Annotated in this window: 14 protein-coding genes; 3 read left to right on the top strand and 11 right to left on the bottom strand. The window is 58.8% G+C overall.

Translation table 11 applies throughout. The features are described from left to right. The 5 genes from E1180_RS09505 to E1180_RS09485 all read right to left on the bottom strand — a co-directional run bounded on the left by E1180_RS09505 (nucleotide 1) and on the right by E1180_RS09485 (nucleotide 7601). Nucleotides 1-3006, bottom strand: coding sequence for a bifunctional [glutamine synthetase] adenylyltransferase/[glutamine synthetase]-adenylyl-L-tyrosine phosphorylase (locus E1180_RS09505; RefSeq protein WP_155190944.1), 3006 nt, complete (start codon nucleotides 3004-3006; stop codon nucleotides 1-3). Beyond that, a complete protein-coding gene (locus E1180_RS09500) occupies nucleotides 2960-4414 on the bottom strand; it encodes a sensor histidine kinase (RefSeq protein WP_208997044.1) in 1455 nt (484 codons plus the stop codon). Before E1180_RS09500 ends, E1180_RS09505 begins: the two co-directional genes overlap by 47 nt. After that, nucleotides 4398-5084: a response regulator transcription factor gene (locus tag E1180_RS09495; RefSeq protein WP_155190942.1), complete on the bottom strand. Its 687-nt coding sequence runs from the start codon at nucleotides 5082-5084 to the stop codon at nucleotides 4398-4400. The genes E1180_RS09500 and E1180_RS09495 overlap by 17 nt, the downstream gene beginning before the upstream one ends. A 183-nt stretch (nucleotides 5085-5267) precedes the next feature. Next, the gene (locus E1180_RS09490) at nucleotides 5268-6791 is read right to left on the bottom strand and encodes a Do family serine endopeptidase (RefSeq protein WP_155190941.1); all 1524 of its coding nucleotides are present in this window, start codon (nucleotides 6789-6791) and stop codon (nucleotides 5268-5270) included. A gap of 147 nt (nucleotides 6792-6938) precedes the next feature. Next, on the bottom strand, nucleotides 6939-7601 hold the full coding sequence (locus E1180_RS09485; protein ID WP_155190940.1) for a glutathione S-transferase: 663 nt from the start codon (nucleotides 7599-7601) through the stop codon (nucleotides 6939-6941). A gap of 126 nt (nucleotides 7602-7727) precedes the next feature. Here E1180_RS09485 and E1180_RS09480 point away from each other — a divergent pair, with 126 nt between their 5' ends. Together E1180_RS09480 and E1180_RS09475 are read left to right on the top strand one after the other, a co-directional pair. Continuing rightward, complete coding sequence (locus E1180_RS09480; protein ID WP_155190939.1) at nucleotides 7728-8726, top strand: DUF2336 domain-containing protein; 999 nt, start codon at nucleotides 7728-7730, stop codon at nucleotides 8724-8726. A gap of 272 nt (nucleotides 8727-8998) precedes the next feature. Beyond that, nucleotides 8999-10078 carry a DUF2336 domain-containing protein gene (locus tag E1180_RS09475; RefSeq protein ID WP_155190938.1) on the top strand — a complete coding sequence of 360 codons (1080 nt, stop codon included), beginning with the start codon at nucleotides 8999-9001 and terminating at the stop codon, nucleotides 10076-10078. A gap of 19 nt (nucleotides 10079-10097) precedes the next feature. Here the strand turns inward: E1180_RS09475 and E1180_RS09470 are convergent, their stop codons facing one another. From E1180_RS09470 to E1180_RS09445, 6 genes are all read right to left on the bottom strand, one after another. After that, a complete protein-coding gene (locus tag E1180_RS09470) occupies nucleotides 10098-11333 on the bottom strand; it encodes a bifunctional alpha/beta hydrolase/OsmC family protein (RefSeq protein WP_155190937.1) in 1236 nt (411 codons plus the stop codon). Between the two features lie 219 nt (nucleotides 11334-11552). Then, a complete protein-coding gene (locus tag E1180_RS09465) occupies nucleotides 11553-12032 on the bottom strand; it encodes a cytochrome c-type biogenesis protein (protein WP_155190936.1) in 480 nt (159 codons plus the stop codon). Nucleotides 12033-12036: 4 nt separating this feature from the next. Continuing rightward, nucleotides 12037-14025, bottom strand: a complete 1989-nt coding sequence (locus E1180_RS09460) for a heme lyase CcmF/NrfE family subunit (RefSeq protein WP_155190935.1) — start codon at nucleotides 14023-14025, stop codon at nucleotides 12037-12039. Nucleotides 14026-14055: 30 nt separating this feature from the next. After that, nucleotides 14056-14502: a cytochrome c maturation protein CcmE gene (gene ccmE / locus E1180_RS09455; RefSeq protein WP_155190934.1), complete on the bottom strand. Its 447-nt coding sequence runs from the start codon at nucleotides 14500-14502 to the stop codon at nucleotides 14056-14058. A 59-nt stretch (nucleotides 14503-14561) separates the two neighbouring features. Then, nucleotides 14562-15707 (bottom strand): c-type cytochrome biogenesis protein CcmI, encoded by a 1146-nt coding sequence (gene ccmI / locus E1180_RS09450; RefSeq protein ID WP_155190933.1) that lies wholly within the window; start codon nucleotides 15705-15707, stop codon nucleotides 14562-14564. Between the two features lie 125 nt (nucleotides 15708-15832). Further along, a complete protein-coding gene (locus tag E1180_RS09445) occupies nucleotides 15833-17305 on the bottom strand; it encodes a hypothetical protein (RefSeq protein WP_155190932.1) in 1473 nt (490 codons plus the stop codon). Nucleotides 17306-17583: 278 nt separating this feature from the next. Here E1180_RS09445 and E1180_RS09440 point away from each other — a divergent pair, with 278 nt between their 5' ends. Beyond that, on the top strand, nucleotides 17584-19431 hold the full coding sequence (locus E1180_RS09440; protein ID WP_155190931.1) for a tetratricopeptide repeat protein: 1848 nt from the start codon (nucleotides 17584-17586) through the stop codon (nucleotides 19429-19431). The last annotated feature ends 13 nt before the right edge of the window (nucleotides 19432-19444 follow it).

Raw genomic sequence — 19444 nt, 5'->3', positions numbered from 1 at the left:
TCAATCTCTGCTGGTATCGACAGTCTCAACGGGTCCGACAAGCCGCTCAAAGACGGTCCGCACCTGGCGCTGCCGGTCAGCCAAATCGGCTTCCAGCCGGCTGAATGTCGGACTTCCGGACGCCTGAACCAGAAGATCGAGAACCCCGCCCGGGGCGTCCCGCGGCTCGAACTTTCCGTCAAGGGCCATGCGCAAGACCTGTGTAAGCCTTTGATACAGACCCAGCGCCTCCAGTAGAACTTCCGCGTCACCAACGCTCAGGAAACCGGATTCGCGCAGGATCGTAAGCGCATCGTCCGTTGCCTGGGTAATGATCTCTGGATGCCCCCGCCCGTTGGCGAGCAGCAGGAACTGCGCAATGAATTCAATGTCAACCAGGCCGCCGGCCACCTGTTTCAGGTCCCAGATGTCCTTTGTGCCCTTTTCTTTCTCGATTTTGGCCCGCATGGACCGGACATCGTCGGCAAGCACTGGCCGGTCACGCTGGCTCGTCAGGGTATGGCAAATGCTGTGCCTTATCTTCTCGGAAAACTCCGGCGATGAGGCCGCAATCACCCGCGCCCGCGTCAAAGCCATATGTTCCCAGGTCCATGCATCGTTCTTCTGATAGGCGATAAACCCATCCAGGTTGGTTGCAAGCGGCCCGGCATTTCCGGAGGGCCGCAGCCTGAAATCAACCTCGTAAAGAGTGCCCTCGGCGGTCGGCGCGGACAGGGCCGTGACAAGCCGCTGGGTCAGGCGGGTGTAATATTGCGAGACCGGCATGGGCCGGCGGCCATCGGATTGTTTCACATCTTCTGGGGCTTCGTAAAGCAGGATGAGATCGAGGTCCGAGGCAGCTGTCATTTCCCGGCCGCCCAGTTTGCCCATGGCAAGCACGGCAACATTGCCGCCGGGCACCACTCCATGGGTTTCGCCGACATGGGCGATGACCTGGGACAGGATCCGTTCCACCACCACTTCGGCCAGCCGGGCCAGTGCATAGCCCACACGGCCGGAGGACAGCGTATCGGAGATAAGTCGCAGGCCAATAAGAAACTGCTGTTCCTGAGTAAAGATGCGGGCCCGGTCCAGGGCTTCTTCATAAAACCGGGCTTGCGACAGCGTGCGATCGAGGCCCACGCGAAACTCGCGCACGCTCGGCATAGCCCCGAAAAAGGCCGGATCCAGAACGGCATCAAGAACATGCACGCGCTTCGACACCGTATCGGCCATTCGCGGTGCCGCCCCCATCGCCGTTGCCAGCAAGGTCAGGAGGTGCGGGTTCGACCGCAACAGCGAAAACAGCTGCACACCCGCAGGCAGTTTGGCCAAGAACGCATCAAATGCGCGAAGCGCTGCATCGGCATTGTCAGTCGCCGCCAGGGCGCCGATCAGAGCCGGGTGCATTTCGGTCAGGATTTCCCGTGCCTTGGTGGAGCGGGTGGATGGATACCGTCCGAAATGCCAGGACTTGACGATGGCTGCTGCATCGCCCGGCTGTTTGAACCCGAGCCTTGCCAGGGTTTCCAAAGTGTCCGGGTCGTGATCATCCCCGGTAAAAACCAGATTTCCGAGATCGGATGACAGGCCCGGCTCATCTTCAAACAGGTCCGCATAGTGGCTTTGGACGTTCTTGAGGTGGGTCATATAAACCGCTTCGAACGCCTTCAGCGTGTCGTAGCCCATAAGCGCGGCGACACGCATCAGCCCGTCCTCGTCCTTGGGCAGAAGCTGGGTCTGCTCATCATTCAGCATCTGGATGCGGTGTTCTACCGTACGCAGAAAACGGTAGGCCTCGCTGAGCTCGTCCCGCGCCCGCGGGCGGATCCAATCGGCGTCCAGCAAACCGTCCAGCATGTCCAAAGTCCGGCGCCCGCGCAGGGCCGGATTGCGCCCGCCTGCGATCAATTGCTGGGTCTGCACGAAAAACTCGACTTCACGGATCCCGCCCCGGCCCAGCTTCACATTATGGCCGGCAACCGCAATCACGCTATGCCCCTTGTGCATGTGGATCTGGCGCTTGATGGATTGCACATCGGCAATCGCGGCAAAGTCGAGATATTTGCGCCAGATAAAGGGTCCGATCTCGTGGAGAAAGGCGTTGCCTGCCTCAATGTCGCCTGCGCAGGCACGTGCCTTGATCAGCGCCGCGCGTTCCCAATTCTGGCCAAGCGACTCATAGTAGACAAGCGCTGCCGGAACCGACATGGCCAGCGGTGTTGCACCGGGATCCGGACGCAAACGCAAATCGGTCCTGAAGACATATCCATCGGCTGTCCGGTCCTGCATGATCTTGACCAGGCGCCGGGTCAAACGGACGAATTCGACCGGCGCTTCCGCTGACCCGGCCATGGGAGCAATGGCCGGATCATAGAGAACGATCAGGTCGATATCTGAGGAGTAATTGAGTTCATTGGCGCCATGCTTTCCCATGGCCAGAACAATCAGCCCGCTGCCAATTTCCGGCCGCTCTGGGTCTTTTGGCTGGAAGCGGTTTCTGCGGGTGAGGTCATCCAGGCAAAAGCGAATGGCCGCCGTCAAAGAGGCGTCGGCGAAACCCGCCAGAGCATGGGTGACGCGGTTGAGCCCAATAGCGCCTGCGATATCCGCCAATCCAAGCGTCAGCGCAAGGTCCTGCTTCAACAGGCGCAACACCTTCATGATGTCGGCCTCGTCTTCGGCGCGGGCCGCTTCTGCTTCAGCAAGGATCCGGCTGAGCCTGCTTTCGGGCGCATCGCTCAAGATCGCCACAAGACGCGCGGGGTCGGTCAGCATAAGGTCCCGAAGATAAGGCGAATTGCCGATGATCCCGAGCAGAAACCCTTCCAGATCCGGCGTGCGGCTCATGAGTGCGGACAGCTCAGTTCCCGCAGCCGGATGGTCCAGGAGGTCTTTCAGGAAAAGCTGCGCCCGCTCAGCGTCCGGAGCAAGGGGGACCGTTGCGATACGGTCCGCCAGATCTCCCGCACCGCCCGTGTCAGGCCGTGGGGATTCCGGTTTTGTCTGATCCGTCGTGCCGCTCATGATCGCTCCCGTCCTGGCCAGGCGCCTGCTCCAAATCAATCGAAGCAGTCAGGCCCGGTGCCTCATTCTTGAAGCGCAACTCTCCGCCATGCAAGCGTGCAACCGCCTTGACGAGGCTCAATCCAAGGCCCGTCCCGGGTTCTGTCCGGCTGTCATCCAGACGAACGAAGCGGTCTTTCACACGGTCCTGTTCCGCCTCGGGAATTCCAGGACCATTGTCGGACACTGAAAGCACGATCCGGCCGCCGTCTGATTTGGCGGACAGGCTGACAATCAACGACCCGTTTTCAGGGTGGCCGTATTTGAGGGCGTTTTCAATCAGGTTCACCAGCGCCTGGCTGATCAGATCCTTGTTGCAAACGGTCTTCAGACCATCGGACACGTCTATCTCGAAATGACCGCCCTCGTCTTCAAGGAGCGGCTCATAGAGGTCCGCGATTTCCAGAACAAGGGCCTTCAGGTCTGAAGGCTCCATGTCCGCTCCGGGCGCCATGGATTCAATCCGGGCGATCCGCAAAAGGGCATTGAAGATGCGCAAAAGGTGGTCCCCGTCATCGAGAACCGATTCCAGCGCCTCACGGTACCCGTCCTCCCCCTTGGCCTCGCGAAGCGCGGTTTCCACGCGGGTCTGCAGGCGGGTGAGCGGTGTCTTGAGATCATGCGCAATATTGTCGGTCACATCCCGCATCGACTGCATCAACAGCTCGATCCGGCCGAGCATGGCATTCAGGTTGACGGCAAGGCGGTCGAACTCGTCGTCATTTCCGCGGACCGTCAGACGGCCGGACAGGTCGCCATTCATGATCGTCCGGCTGGTGGCCGACATTTCATCGATCCGCTTCATGACCCGGCGGCTTACGAACACCCAGGTCATGACGCCCATAACGACAACGCCGATCAGCCAGACCCGCAAGGCATTTCCGAGCAGGTTGGAGAAACGGAGCTGATCACCAAGATCCCGGCCGACCAGCAGCCGGTAACCGCCGCGCAGCTCGAATGTGCGCACCATGGCCTGGCGCTCGATATCCTCCACATCCGGACCCATGCGCGTGTAGCGGACCCGGCGCAGGCCGCCATCCGCCTCCTCAAGAACCATGGTGGGCAGGCGCGCGATGTTGCCAACAAGTGCGTTTCCGGCAAAGTCGGTCAGGAGATACAAGCTGGCGTCCGGATGACGGGAACGGCGGTCGATTGTTTCGACAACCGCGCGCACACCACCGCGCACATAAATATCGGAGAGGCCCTTGAGCTCCGCGTCAACGGTCTGCACCACCTGCTCGGACATCAGATGATCGGTATTGCGGGCAACATAGTAGAGCAGCCCTGCAGACAGGACCGTAAAGACGCCAAGGTACAGCAGGGACAGCTTGAAGGCTGTCGTGCGTGTGTATCTAGTGAGCCGTGTCACGAATGGTGTATCCCGCGCCCCGGATCGTGTGGAGCAAGGGCGTATCGAAACCCTTGTCGATCTTGCTGCGCAAACGGGAAATGTGAACGTCAATCACGTTGGTTTGCGGATCAAAATGGTACTCCCAGACATTTTCCAGAAGCATGGTCCGGGTCACGACCTGACCGGCATTTTGCATGAGATATTCCAAAAGCCTGAACTCGCGGGGCTGGAGCGGGATTTCCACATCTCCGCGCTTGCAGGAATGGGCCATGCGGTCGAGGGTCAGATTGCCGACCGTGTATGTCGTTTCGACCTGGCTGGCCGATTTCGGACGGCGGGCCAGCGCTTCGACCCGTGCCTGCAGCTCGGTGAAGGCATACGGCTTGGGCAGGTAATCGTCGCCCCCCGCTTTCAATCCCTTAACCCGGTCGTCGACCTGGCCCAAAGCCGAGAGGATCAGGACCGGTGTGTGATTTGCGGCCTGGCGCAACTGCTGGATCACGGACAGGCCGTCGAGACGCGGCAGCATCCGGTCCACGATCAGAATGTCGTACCGGCTGTCGAGCGCCATCTGCAGGCCTGTTTCACCATCTCCGGCCTTGTCGGCGGTGTGCCCGAGTTCGCTCAAGCCCTTCACGAGGTAGCCTGCGGCTTCCGGGTCATCTTCGATCACAAGAATTCTCAACATGTCTTCTTATTACCTTGTGCTGCTGAGATTGGAAATGGTGAGAAAAGAGCGGGCTGGCAGCAGCAATGGATGTGAGAGTGCTGCTGCCAGCCGGAAAAGACAAAACCGGTCTGTCGGGGTTGGGGGCAGAGGGCAGACCGGCCTTGCCTATCGGAGCCGGACCGGGGGATCCGGCATCCGAATTCAGGCGAGGTTGATCGGCAAGGCGACGAACCGCGTGTTGTTGTTGCTTTCCACCCGGAAGAGGACGGCTTTGCGGCCCTCATCTTCCGCCTTCTTCAAGGCGTCCTGGACATCGCCCGGAGACGATACCTTCATACCGGCAACTTCGAGGATGACATCCCCTGCGGACAAGCGCTTTTCAGCGGCTGGCCCATCAGGATCAACATCGGTAATGACGACGCCGTCACCGCCCAGCCCGGCTTCAGCCTTGGTTGTCAGCACCAGGCCGAGGTCATCCAGGCTGGTCTTGGTTTCTTCCACCGCAGGGGCAACGGAGGCCTGTTCCTGATCCTGCAAGCGGCCCAAGGTCACGGTAATGTCTGTCTCACGTCCGTCGCGCCAGACCGTGATGTCGACATCCGTGTCAGGCTCGAAGGCCGCAATGATCTTGGACAGATCGCGCGGACCGTCGACGACCGATCCGTCAACCGCCAGGATGGTATCGCCGGAGCGCAGACCTGCCTTTTCAGCGGGGCTGCCTTCCTGAGCTTCGGCAACGATCGCGCCGCGCGCTTCGTCAAGCCCGAGGCTTTCAGCGATATCATCGGTCACATTCTGGATCTGAACGCCAAGCCAGCCACGAACGACCGTCCCGCCATCCTTCAGCTCCATGATCACGTCCTGGGCGGTGGATGCCGGGATCGCGAAAGCGATGCCCACATTGCCGCCGGACGGTGAGAAGATCGCGGCATTCACGCCGATTACTTCGCCATTCATGTTAAACGCAGGGCCACCGGAGTTGCCGCGGTTGACCGGCGCATCAATCTGGATGAAGTCATCGTAAGGACCGGCACCGATATCACGGCCGCGCGCCGATACGATCCCTGCTGTCACAGAGCCGCCAAGGCCGAACGGGTTGCCGATGGCAACGGTCCATTCGCCCACTTCCGGAGCATCGTCCGCAAAATCGACATAGGTGAAGTCTTCATCGGCTTCGACCTTCAGCAACGCAAGGTCGGTGCGCTTGTCAGCGCCGATCAGGGTCGCGGCATATTCTTCGCCATCCTGACCAATCACGGTGAATTCCGTGCCCTTGTCAATCACATGCTGGTTTGTGACGACAAAGCCGTCTGCGGAGATAAAGAAGCCTGAGCCCTGGGACATGCCGAACTGGCGCGGTGCCCGGCGCTGGGACCGGCCTTCATCGCCGCGCTCGCCAAATTCCCGGAAGAAGCGTTCAAACGGATGCCCGTTGGGCAGGTCCTCGAAAAAGTCGCGGAACCTGTCGTTGCCGCCGAAGTTCATCATGCGCGGTTCGGCCGCCTGCTTGACCCGGACGCTGACAACAGCCGGGCTTACGGTGCGCACAACATCAGAGAAATCAGCAGGGGCGGCCGCATCAACACGAACCGGCTCGGCAAGAGCCAGCTGGCTCGGGATTACGGTCTGCGCGGTGAGAATGCCCGCGGTGCCGAGAGCCAAGGCACCGGCCAGTAATTTGGCACGGTGGCGGCGCAAGACGGAAACTGACCGACCATTTTCCATATTCAAATCCTTTTTCGACAGTCTCGTTGAAGGTCACTTGCAGAACGCACACGGAGACTTGCGCGCTCCTGTTCGATTTGAAGATAGGAAACGCTGCCTTACAGCTGCCTGTCGGGCGGATTACAATTTGGTAAGCTGTGAAAGAACTTAGGTAACTGCTTGTTCTAGCGGGAAGAATACCGGTGCGTTTCCGGCATGCCATTTGGACCATTTCGGCATGATGGCTTGAAACTGGCCGGATGTTTCGAAGCCGGACAGCCATTCTTTCAAGGCCGGCCAGTCTTCGGCGTCGAACCATGCACGGTCGGCATTGGCGAATTGCCGTACAAAAGGAAGGATCGCGAAATCGGCCAGCGACGCCTTCGGGCCGAACAGCCATGGCTGGCCTTTCAAGCGCTCCTCCAATGAAAGCAGGAACTCCGACGCTGCAGTCCGCTCCACGACCGGATCTGCGTCCGCATACCGTGTGTCATACTTGTACCGGTCCAGATGACGCTTGAACGGTCCATCACACGTACTGATCAACGCGATCATCTCATCAAGAGTGCCGCCTGCCGGCTGCAACCACCCCTCGGGATCGTGCTGCTCAAGGGTCCACAGCATGATGTCTAGGCTTTCATCAATGACCCGGCCTTCATTCGTCAGGCAGGGAACGGTGCCGGAGGGTGAGGTTTCCAGAAACTCCGGTGCCTTGTCCCGCAAAACGATTTCGCGCAGTTCTACCGTCATGCCGCTGGACAAAAGCGCAAGACGGGCCCGCATGGCATAGGGGCAACGGCGGAATGAATAGAGGATCGGAAGCGTCGTCATGGCCGTGGATGTACAACACACAAAGCGCACGTCAATGGCCACAAACTTGGCGTTAAGACAAATTCGGCATTATCTTTGACATCCTGTAAAGCCAATTTGGTAACTCTTTCGCGTTAAAGTCGGGCCATGGACGAGTCTCTTCTAAAACTTGCCAAAGCCAGTTCTTCGGAAAAGAAACACCAGCTCGCCGACCACGTGACCGGGCTCCTCGCCGCACGCCCCCATGCTGCAGATTCCGACCAGGCAGCACTACTCAATTCCATGCTGGAAGGCGTTTATGATTCACTGTCCCTGAATGCGCGTGAAAGCATGTCGCAAGCGCTTGCGGACGTGCCTGCCTTGTCCGCAAAACTGGCTGCCAGCATGGCCAAGGACGACCTGCCCGTTGCAAAATCGATCCTGGAACGCTCCAAATCCTTAACCGATGCGGATCTTGCAGACATTGCCCAGAACATGGACCAGGGCCATCTGCTTGCCCTCGCCCGCCGTGAGCATATCAGCAACAACATCAGCAAAATTCTGGTCAAGCGCGGCAACAAGGAGGTCCGCCATACGGTCGCTGCGAACCTCGGCGCCGACATTTCCGAAGACGACTTCGAGATGCTGGTCAAGGAGATGCCGAAGCAACTCGGCGAACGGATACGCCATCTCCGCAAGTCAAATGAGGAACTGATCGAAGACCTCTTCAAGGATGACGGCGAAATTCCAGCTGGCAGCGAATTGCAACGCCGCCCCGCCCGGATCAGTGCCAAGGCATGGCTGCAAGGCATCCGGATGAAAAAAACCACCTTGAACAAGGCCGTCTACCAGATGGCCGTCGAGCACAACCTTCTCGACGCGGTCGCGCTTTTGAGCTTCTTCTCCGGCCTGGACATGAAATACGTCCACAATCTCATGGTGCGCTACGATTCCACCGGTATTGCCACGGTCTGCCGGGCAACCGGAATCGGTGCGAAAGAATATCAGGCCATTTGCAAGGAGCGGTGCAAGCATCTCAAGTTTCCGGAAAGCACCGGCAGCAAGTGGCTGACCAACTACCACATGCTGGATGAAACCGATGCGCGCCGCCTTTTGGCTTTGATGAAAGTGAAACTCCGCGTCGGCAACCAGGAACAGGCAGCCTGATTTCCGCACAACCGGAACGGCAATCCACCTGGCCAGACCGCCAAAACTTTCCCAACGTCACAAGACAACACACCCTGTCAGTTTTACAGAAAAATATAGACATAATTGACATCTAAGCGCGCAAAATTGGGCTTAACCGGACCGAATAAGCCCAAAAAATTGTTATTTTTTACAGTTCAAATTCAAATGCTGCGCATTTTGTATTCGAACTTATCCAAACAGTAACTGTCTGTGCGTTAAGTTTCGCTCGAAACAAACAAGTGGCAGTCAAAATGCTGAATGATATCCTCGAACTCGCCAAAGACAGCACCCCGGAAAAACGCCATCAGCTGGTCGAACATGTGACCGAGCTGTTCGTGTCCGGGGCCGAGAGCTACCAGACCGAAGAGATCACGCTCTTCAACACCGTTCTGGAAAACATGCTGCCAACAATGGACGAGGACCAAAAACAGCAGATTTCTGAAAAACTGGCTCCGATCGACACAACATCCCAAAAACTTGCCTATGCGCTTGCTAAGGAAGAAATCGATATCGCCCGGCCGATGCTGACCTCGTCGAATGCTCTGGATACGTCCGACATCATGCGGCTGGCCAAGACCATGGGCCAGGGCCACCTTCTCGCAATCTCCAAGCGGGAGAACCTGGAATCCAAAGTCACCGACGTGCTTCTTGAGCGCGGCGAAAGCCCGGTGAAACAGTCTGTGGCGGCCAACCCTGGCGCAGAGATTTCAGAATGGGGCTCACGGCTGCTGATCAAGCTGTCAGGCGCGGATGAAAAGATCCGTGATGCCATGATGGAGCGCTCCGACATAACCGAGGCCGATTACGAAAAGCTGATCGGAAGTATGCCGGAGGCCCAGCAGGCCAAGATCCGTCAGCTGAAGGAACAGAACGAAACCCTTATCCACGACCTGTTCCAAAAGGCAAGCAGGGCGGTCACGAGCTCAAAGCTTGAGCGCAAGGCGACACGGATCAATGCCAAGGCGACGTTGAAGGAAATCCGCGCCGGTCAACGCACACTCGGCAAGGCCATCACACAGCTCGCACTGTCCAACAACCTTTTCGATATCTGCTTTCTTCTGTCGGAAATGGCGGGACTGGAGCAGAAATACATTACCAACGTGATGGTCCGCTACGACGCGACAGGCGTTGCGGTTCTGTGCCGGGCCATGGGTGTTGAGGATGCGGATTACGCTGCCTTGAGCAAGGCCAGGGCCGTGCACAACAAGCAGCCTTCAAGCACTGCGGAAAAATGGTTGAACGACTACCAGACATTGTCCGCCCGCGATGCCCGCAGGCTATTGTCCTTCATGAAGATCCGCCTGTCCACGCTGGCGGCCCAGGCTGCCTGATCACTGAAAGTTTCGTGCCTTAAATATCGGCCTCACGCGTGATGATGGCCGCTCCTGCCTCCAGTGTTTTGTGGACCGGGCATTTATCGGCGATCTCCAGCATCCGGGCGCGGGTGGCGCCGTCAAGATCGCCTTCAAGGGTGATCAAACGCTCAAACCGGTCGATCCGCCCGCCTTTTTCCCGGACTTCGTCAGCGCAATCCATGCAATCAGCGGCATGAACCTTGTCATGCAGGACCCTGGTGCCGATCCGGTCGACCGCAAGATTTTTCCGGTCGGCATACATGCGCAGGGTCATGACAGTGCAAGCACCGAGGGCAGCTGACAAATACTCATAGGGCGATGGCCCGCTATCGAGGCCGCCGTAACTTTCCGGCTCGTCGGCAATCAAATGATGTCGGCCGCTGGCGACCATCGCCTGGAATTTTCCCTGACCCGTTTCGACAACGTCAACGCCCTGCCCGGTGGCAACCGCCTCGTCCCCCGGAACCGCGTCCAGATATCCGCTGACCCAGCCCGCGATCACCCGCGCCGCATAGGCGGCATCCTCGCTGCGGCTGAGCAAGTGATCGGCTTTGTCCAGTGATACAAAGCTTTTGGGATGTTTGGCTGCGACAAAGATGTTCGTGGCGTTGTCGATCCCGACTGTTTCGTCCAAAGGCGCATGCATGACGAGCAGCGCCTTGCCGAGTTTTGACGCTTTGTCGCGGACGGTTTGTGCTTCCAGGTCTTCCAGGAACTCCCGGCGGATGGTGAAGGGCCTGCCGGCCAGATCAACTTTCCCTTCGCCCTTCTCCCGAATCTCTTCGACAGATCCGGCAAAGTTATGGATCACGTGATCCGCATCGGAAGGGGCACCAATTGTCACGACAGCGCGGGCCTCGGGAATGCTCCCGGCAACAGCCAGAACGGCCGCACCACCCAGAGAATGCCCGATCAGGATCTGCGGGGCCTGATAATTTTGACGCAGAAATTCCGCCGCGTGTTTCAGATCCTCGACATTGGAGGAGAAGCCAGTGGAGGAAAAATCGCCGCCGCTGCCGCCAAGACCTGTGAAATCAAACCGGAGAACCGCAATGCCCTCGCCTGCCAGCGCACCTGCGATATGGCGTGCGGCTGGAATATCCTTGGAGCACGTAAAGCAATGGGCAAACAGCGCAAAGGCCCGGATTTTTCCGGCTGGCAGATCCAGACGAGCGGCAAGTTTCGCGCCGTGCGACCCGTCAAATTCCAGTTTCAAAGGCCGTTGTGCCATGGCTTTCCCTCCAGCAGATCATCAAATCAGATCCAGAGGTAAGCATGCGGGTATGTCATGCAAGTCACGCATTGGTGCTGAGCGTGTGAACACACCTTCAAAGAGATGTCCAAAGCCTACAGCAAACCGCTTTTGGTCAGATGCGTCTTTGGCTTCCTGGAATTGACCATGTCAACGCAAAAGACGAAGCACTTTGAGCTCGATTGAACGCGAAACGCTTTAATCCCGGTCCAGCAGCTCCTGCAGCTTTTTCTGTTCCTCGCTGGACAGACCGGACGGGGCAACCACCTTTTCCGCATACCCCTTGCCCCGGCGCCGGACCAGGAAAACAATCGCGATGATGCCGGCAATCAGAGCTAGAGGACCGGCCGCCCAAAGGAACAAGGTGTGCCAGGCAAACCGGGGCTTCAGGAGCACGAACTCGCCATAGCGCGAAACAAGGTAATCGATCACTTCGCTGTCGCTGTCTCCAGCAACCAGACGTTCGCGCACCAGCACGCGCAGATCCTTGGCGAGTGGCGCATCGCTGTCGTCGATTGACTGGTTCTGGCATACCATGCAACGCAGCTCGGTCGAAAGCGCGCGCGCCCGCTGCTCAAGCGCAGGGTCTTCCAGGATCTCGTCCGGCGCGATCGCATGCGCCGGGACGAGAAGCGCTGCCAGCAAGATCGTGAGCGCGCTCAGCAGGGACCTGATCATAGTGCTACTCCGCTGGAACGGCAGACGTCCGCCGCCGTTTTGCCGCAGGTTTCGGTGCACCAACCCGCAAACGCCGGTCGGCCATGGACAGAACCGCCCCAATCGCCATGATCACGCAGCCAATCCAGATCAGTGTGATCAGTGGTTTGAAATAGACCCGGACATCCATGGCGCCATCCCCCCTGCTTTCCCCAAGGGACAAGTAGACCTGGCTGAAACCGGTGGTGTAGATTCCCGCTTCGGTCGTCGGCATCTGACGTGCCGTGTAGAACCGCTTCGACGGATCCAGCTCGGCAACCGTCACCCCGCCCTTGCGGATGGTGAAGTGCCCGACATCTTCCGTGTAGTTCGGCCCACGCCGGGGAGCCGCGCCGTCAAATGTCACCTGGTAGTCCGATACCGTGACCGTATCGCCCGCCCGCATGGTCTCAATGCGTTCATATTCAAACGCGGTTGCGGTCACAATGCCAAGTACGGTCACGCCAACCCCAAAATGCGCCACGGCCGTACCCCAGGCCGAGCCGGGCAAACCGGCGAGCCGAGAGAAGCCGCGCTTCAGGCCGATCTCGAAAAATTTCACGCGTGTGACGATTTCCGACACGGCGCCGGCCATCACCCAAACGGCAAGACCGATCCCGAGTGGCGCCAGAACGCGCTCCATGCCCCAGAGCCAGAAGGTGAACAGGACCACGAGGAGCGCCAGGCCCAATGCCACATATAACCGTTGCGTCGCGGCGAGTAGGTCTCCGCGCTTCCAGGACAGGACCGGACCAAAAGGAACAGCCATCAAGAGCGGCACCATAAGGGGGCCGAAGGTCAGGTTGAAAAACGGCTCGCCAACGGAGATCTTCTCACCTGTGAGTGCGTCCAGAACGAGTGGATAAAGCGTTCCAACCAGAACGGCCGCGGTTGCCGCTGTCAGGAACAGGTTGTTCAGGACAAGACCGCCTTCCCGGCTGATCGGGGCAAACAAACCACCCTGCTTGAGCATGGGTGCCCGCCACGCATAAAGCGCCAGAGATCCGCCGATAAAGATGCACAAGAGCACCAGGATGAAGACACCCCGGGCCGGATCCGTGGCAAACGCATGGACGGAGGTCAAGACACCGGAGCGGACCAGGAACGCGCCCAGCAGCGACAACGAGAAGGTGGAGATGGCCAGGAGCACGGTCCACACTTTCAGGGCCTCGCGTTTTTCCATCACGATGGCCGAATGCAGAAGTGCGGTGCCCGCAAGCCAGGGCATGAAGGACGCGTTTTCAACCGGGTCCCAGAACCACCAGCCGCCCCAGCCAAGCTCGTAATAGGCCCAGTAGGACCCCATGGCGATGCCGAGTGTCAGGAAGCACCAGGCAAGCAGCGTCCAGGGCCGGACCCATCTTGCCCAAGCCGCGTCCGTGCGCCCCAAGATGAGCGCGGCAACCGCGAAGGAGAAGACAATCGAGAACCCGACATAACCGACGTAAAGCAGCGGCGGGTGAATTGCGAGGCCGATGTCCTGGAGGATCGGATTGAGGTCATTGCCTTCGATTGGCGGGTTGGGGATCCGGTTAAACGGGTTGGATGTGGCCAGGATGAACAAAACGAAACCGGCCGTGACCCAGCTTTGCACCGACAAGGTTGTCGCTCTCAGGTCCGCCGGAAGATTCCCGCCGAATAAGCCAACCAGGGCGCTGAAAAACACGAGAATGAGGACCCAAAGCAGCATAGAGCCTTCATGGTTGCCCCAAACACCGGTGAACTTGTAGAGCAGCGGTTTGGCCGAATGGGAGTTCTCCCACACATTGACGACCGAAAAATCCGAATTGAGATAGGCGCCGGTCAGCACAATGAATGACACCAGCACCAGAATGAACTGGGCCTGCGCAACCGGGGAGGCTGTCGCCATCAGCCGTGTGTCACCGGTCAGGGCACCCCAGATGGGCACCACGGATTGCACCAGTGTCAGTATGAAAGCCAGTACAAGGGCAAAATGCCCGAATTCAATGACCATTGATGAGACGTGTCCTATCCGGTTCGAAATTTACTGGGCAGCTTCATCGCCCTGCCAATGCCCCTTGTCCTTCAGCGCCTCGGTAACTTCCTTGGGCATATAATTCTCGTCGTGTTTTGCAAGCACGGTATCAGCAACAAAAACACCATTGGCATTGACCACGCCTTCCGTGACAATCCCTTGCCCTTCACGGAAAAGGTCCGGCAAAATTCCTTTGTAGGTCACGGGGATCACATTTTCCATGTCGGTGACGCGAAAGCTCACCTTTGCGTCATCCGAGCGGACCACGGACCCTTCTTCCACCAGTCCGCCCAGACGGATGCGCTGACCCGCAGGCAGCTCGTTTTGAGTTATATCGGTAGGGCTCTGGAAGAACACGATCTGATCGCTCAAGGCAAAGAGAATCAGCCCAAGAGCTACAGCCAGGACAGCTCCAGCCGATCCGATCAGGGTCAAGCGCCTCTGCTTCCGTGTCATCTACGTCTTTCGTCCTCTCTATGCCGGCCGGCATCCCTCACTTCAGCCAGGCACACCAATTATGATCCGGTCAGTCCAAGCTTACTGGCGGTGTTGCGAACTCCCGACAGGGCGTCCGGGTTATTGGCCAAAGCCTCTTCGGCAGACTTGAGGGTTGCCTCGGCCTTTCCCTGGTCGCCAAGAACCATGTAGGAGCGGATCAATTGAGACCACTCCGCCTCGGAGCCCCCATTTTGGTCAATTCTGGCCGCCAGTCCGGACACCATGCTGCGGATCATGACCTCACGTTCATCTGGCATCATTTCGCCAGCTGCTGCAACATCCTCCGCGGTCGGGCCGGCCGGTTGCTCTACTGCCGGGCCTGTTTCGGACGGGGGAGCTTCCCCGCGCAGCTTTGCAAGCTCTGCGCGCGCCACGGGAACCCATGCAGCGCGCTCGTCCGCGCCATCCAGAAGGCTGGTCCACGCTTCGGCAGCCGCCTCCGCCTTGCCCTCCTGGCTTAAGGCAAGAGCCAGAAAGAAACGCGGCTTGACCGGCGCACTGTCGAGTTCCACGGCCTGCTCAAATGCTGATCTCGCGTCAGACGTTATCATTCCCTCATTAGCAACGGTCAGGGCCTCCCCCAGCTCCGTAAACCATTCAGCATTCGGCCCCAGCAACCTCAATGCGTTCGCATAGGCCTGGGCGGATCGTAGCGGCTGGCCCATCGACATATAGACGGGCGCTATCACCGCCCAGCCCTGCCCATCTTCCGGATTGTCAGCAAGATGCCGTTCGACCTGGGCCACCAGAACGTCGACCGACTGATTTTCCATGGGAGCATTGAGGCGGCCCGCCAGCGGTTGATCCGGCAGATCGGGAGATCCAAGCACCATGTAAAGGCCAAGCGCTGCTACCGGTGTGAAGCAGATGGCAAGAAGCTGCGCTGCCCGCACCCGGTACCGGCTGCTCGACACTGCTGTCGTCTCTTTTTCCGCTTCCGCGGCAGCCAGTAGACGGCGCGCTGTCTCGGTCCGGGCAGCTTCGGCCGCCTCAGCGTCAATCAGGCCGCGTTTCAGTTCCGCATCAATCGCCGCAAGCTGTTCTTTGTAAACAGCCTGATCGGCCCGCCGGTCAGACGCATGCTCGACCGGACGCCGGAGCGGTATCAGCACCGCCAAGGCTGCGCCAGCTGTCAGCACAGCAATCAAAATCCACAACATCATGACTGGACGTTAGACAATTCCTTCGGGGCAAAATCAAGACAAACCGGATGTGACCGGCGGTCGCGCCGCCCCAATCCTGTGAGCGGTTGAAAATGACCTTCCGGATGCCTGGAAAAAAACGCGCGTTACGCCCGTTTCAGGACCGAAGACACAAGCTTGCGTTCCGGGTTACTCGGAATCACTCCGGAGTTTTTAGCCTTGGTAGCTGCGGACTGCCGGCTGCGCCGGAGTTGCGCCGCATAGTCCTCACCGAAATATATTTCCGACAATAAGATAGCGGCATCGGCAGCAGCCTGTTGCTGGTCCACTTGAGGCCCACGTGCCTTTTCAAGATCGGCGATCAGGGACCGGGTCAGAATCTCAAGTGTCTGCTCCACCGCTTGGCGGGTCCGCTTGCTGACATCGTTGACCGCCAGCGTTTCGGAGGCGTTGCGCGCCATGGTGACAACGCGCAAGGCACGAACCGCATCGTTTATCGCGGTCTGATCAATGTCCGGAGTTCCGTCGGCCTTGAGCTTCGGAACCTGCAATGCCCGGCGGATAGCGCCATGGGCACTGTTGAGCTCGCGGGTCACCACATCGGAGATAGTGCGCTTTGTGCCGGACAACTGCTGCTGCCACTTTCCAGTAACGGACAGATCCATGTCCCGTTCAACACCGCGAACCAACGCATGGTATTCCGAAAGTGCCTGTGAGAAGGCAACGGGATCCGGATTGTGCTGACGATGTTCCAGCGCAAGGATCTGCAACCGCTCCGCCTCGCTCATGACCACGTCGACAAAGGGCGAGAACTGGGAATTTGCGATTGTTTTTGGGTCACTGTCGCCTGTCAGCCGGCCAGCGAATGTACACAGAGCAGCTGGCGCTTCAGCCCGTTCCACGAGCGCGGATGCCAGCACCGGAACATGATCGGGAAAGCGGACCGAACATTTGTCGACAAGCCGCAGGACATCATGATCGCGTTTGAGACGGTGCTCATTGATCCGGTCTGGAATCGTGTTGAGCAAGGGAACCAGCCACCGTTCGGCGCCGAAAATCTTCTGAATGTCGCGGACTTCCGCAATCCCGCGCCCGCCGCCCAGTTCTATGCCCATGCGCCGGTGTTCTTTTTCCGAGGTGTCCCCTCGCCGCAGTGCCTCGCCGATCGCATCGACGGACCGGGTCCGTAACGCCTGAACCAGGCTGTCGATCCGTTCACCGCTGACCGCGGCATTTCCCGCCTGCTCCAGCACCATCCGGACATCACTAGCCATGACGTCCCGGCCAAGCCACTTCCAGACCTTGTCCAGATAGCCGCGGTGAATGCGGCCTTCCTGCCGGGATGGCAGAAACTCGTTGATCAGGAACTCATCGAGCGGCGCGAAAAACATGCGCTGGATTTGACCCCTGCGCTGCGCACCGCCCGGCATGTCCGGCGCGTCGAACGACGGCCCGCGCAAAAGCTCAAGGGCTGCCGCCAGAATCATGGTTAGGTGCGGTTCGGCGTTCCGTTGAGCCTTGGCGCGCTCCAGATTGCGGACAAGCGCTTCAACCGCCTTCGGACTAAGGCTGCCCAAATAGGTTTTGATCTTGTTCTCGAGCTGCTCAGAGTATTCCATTCAAGGCGCCGACCATCGGTTTCTTTAACGATGGATCTTATACGCACAAGCCTTAATCAATTATGTAGAGTGCCGATACCCGGTTGAATCGGCTCAGGAAATTCGGAGCGCTTGCAGACGCTTCCATCATATCGCCGCAATCATACAGCCGCCGCGCAGATTTTCGGGAGGCGTTCCGCCGTCCGCCAGCCGATACAGGTCCGCAAAAGCTTCCTTAGCCAACATGCCCAAGGAAAGACAGAGATGGCCTGTCTGGAGCGGGCACAAGGATACCAAGGATGCGAGCGCACCCCATGCAAATGGCGGAAACCAGGCTGCGGCAAGCCATCGCCTTTCATCAAGCCGGCAATTTTGAAAAAGCACAAAAGCTCTACAAATCTGTCCTGAAACTCGCGCCGAAGGACCCGGCAACGCTCAATCTTGCCGGTATGAGTTTTCTCCAGTCGGGAAAGCCAAACAAGGCGGTTGACCACCTGAAATCCGCCGTCAAACTCGCTCCAAAGTCGGCTCAATTCAGGGCAAATCTGGCTCAGGCAATGCTGGCAGCCGAACACTCCCCAGCTTCCGTACTGGCCGTAGCAGAGGCCGCTCTCCAACGAGACTCCTTGAACATCACGGCCCGGGACGTAAAGGGCCTGGCTCTGACAAAGAGCAATCGTCTGGAAGAAGCAGAGCATCTTTTCCGCACGCTCTTGTCGGAAGACCCGGCAAACGCGGACCTTCACCGGAAACTCGGATCCGTGCTGATGCACCAGTCGCGTCTTGAGGACGCTCTGGTCCATTTCACGTCAGCGGCGAAAACCGATCCGGCAAACCCGGATAACCTGATCCGTCTGGCGCAATGCCGCGCTATGAATGGCCAGCCGGATCTGGCGGCCGCCGGGTTTGCCAAACATGCCGGTGCCTTTCCTAACAATCCCGCTGTTCAGCACGAATTTGCCCGGCTGTTGTTTCTGGTTGCGCGCTATGAGGAAGCCATGCCGTTTGCCGAGCGTGCCTGCCGGGCAAATCCACGGGAGATGAGCTGGCAACTGACCTATGCCGGCCTTCTGCTCAAGCTGGGCCGGATCGAAGACGCGCGGCTTCTTCTGGATAAACTGGACCGGGCTGCAAACGGCCGTTGGCCGGAGGCACGGCTCACGCTGGCGGAAGCGTGTTTTTCAACCGGGGATCTGGAGCGGGCCTGGACGTACTACAAGGCACGGTTTGATGCCGACGGATCCGGGCTCAAGCGGCGGATTTATAATGCCCCGGAATGGACCAACCAACCTGTGAAAACCCTGCTGGTCTGGGCCGATCAGGGCCTCGGTGACACGCTTCAATCCGCACCTGTCCTGCTTGAGATCAAAGACCGGGTCAGCAATGTCATTCTTGAAGTCGAACCGCGTTTCAAAACCTTTTTTCAGGCGGCTTTGCCAGAGGTCATCTGCAGAGCGTTCCCAGACGCTGATCCCGCTCAACCGGAAGAAGCACGTGACTATGATGCCGTGATCTGCCTGTCCGATCTGGCGGGCCTGCAACGGCCCACCCTTGCCTCGTTCACCAATCGCGCTGAATGCCCTTATCGGATTGACACATTAAGAGCACAGGAGTTGCTGGCTAGGATCGACGGCGCACGGGACAAGCCCCTTGTCGGGATTGCCTGGCGCTCAAGGCTTCTGGAGACCTACCGGGCGAGATATTACCTGAGCGCGGAGCAGGTCTGCCCGATCCTTCAAACGGACAGTGCTGTTTTCGTCAAACTGCAATACACGGCAACCCATGCGGAGTTGGAGCTACTGTCCAACGCTGGTAGTGGCAACTTCACCGCCCTCTCCGGTTTGGATCTTCTGGATGACCTCATCGGCGCAGCGGCTTTGACGGCTGCCTGCGATCTGGTGATTGCCCCAAATTCAAGCACGGCGGACATGGCCGGCATCCTTAATGTCCCGGTTCTCCGTTTTGGCGGCGCGACACCGAAACTCACGCTTGGACAGTCAGCCCCGCCGTGGTTCGTGTCGGCGGAGTTCTTCCAGATTGACGAGAAGCATCCGGCAGACGCAATCGTTCCGGCGTTAAAAGCGGCGATGGAAGCCACGCTGGCCAGCATTGACCGGGGAACGCGAGACCAGCGCATTGGACTTTGACTGGAAATTTGGC

Origin of the sequence: Roseibium denhamense (genome assembly GCF_009711415.1) — a bacterium.
Lineage (GTDB): Bacteria > Pseudomonadota > Alphaproteobacteria > Rhizobiales > Stappiaceae > Roseibium > Roseibium denhamense.
The sequence above is the reverse complement of the archived record's forward strand: the minus strand, read 5'-3'. Positions and strand labels throughout refer to the sequence as shown.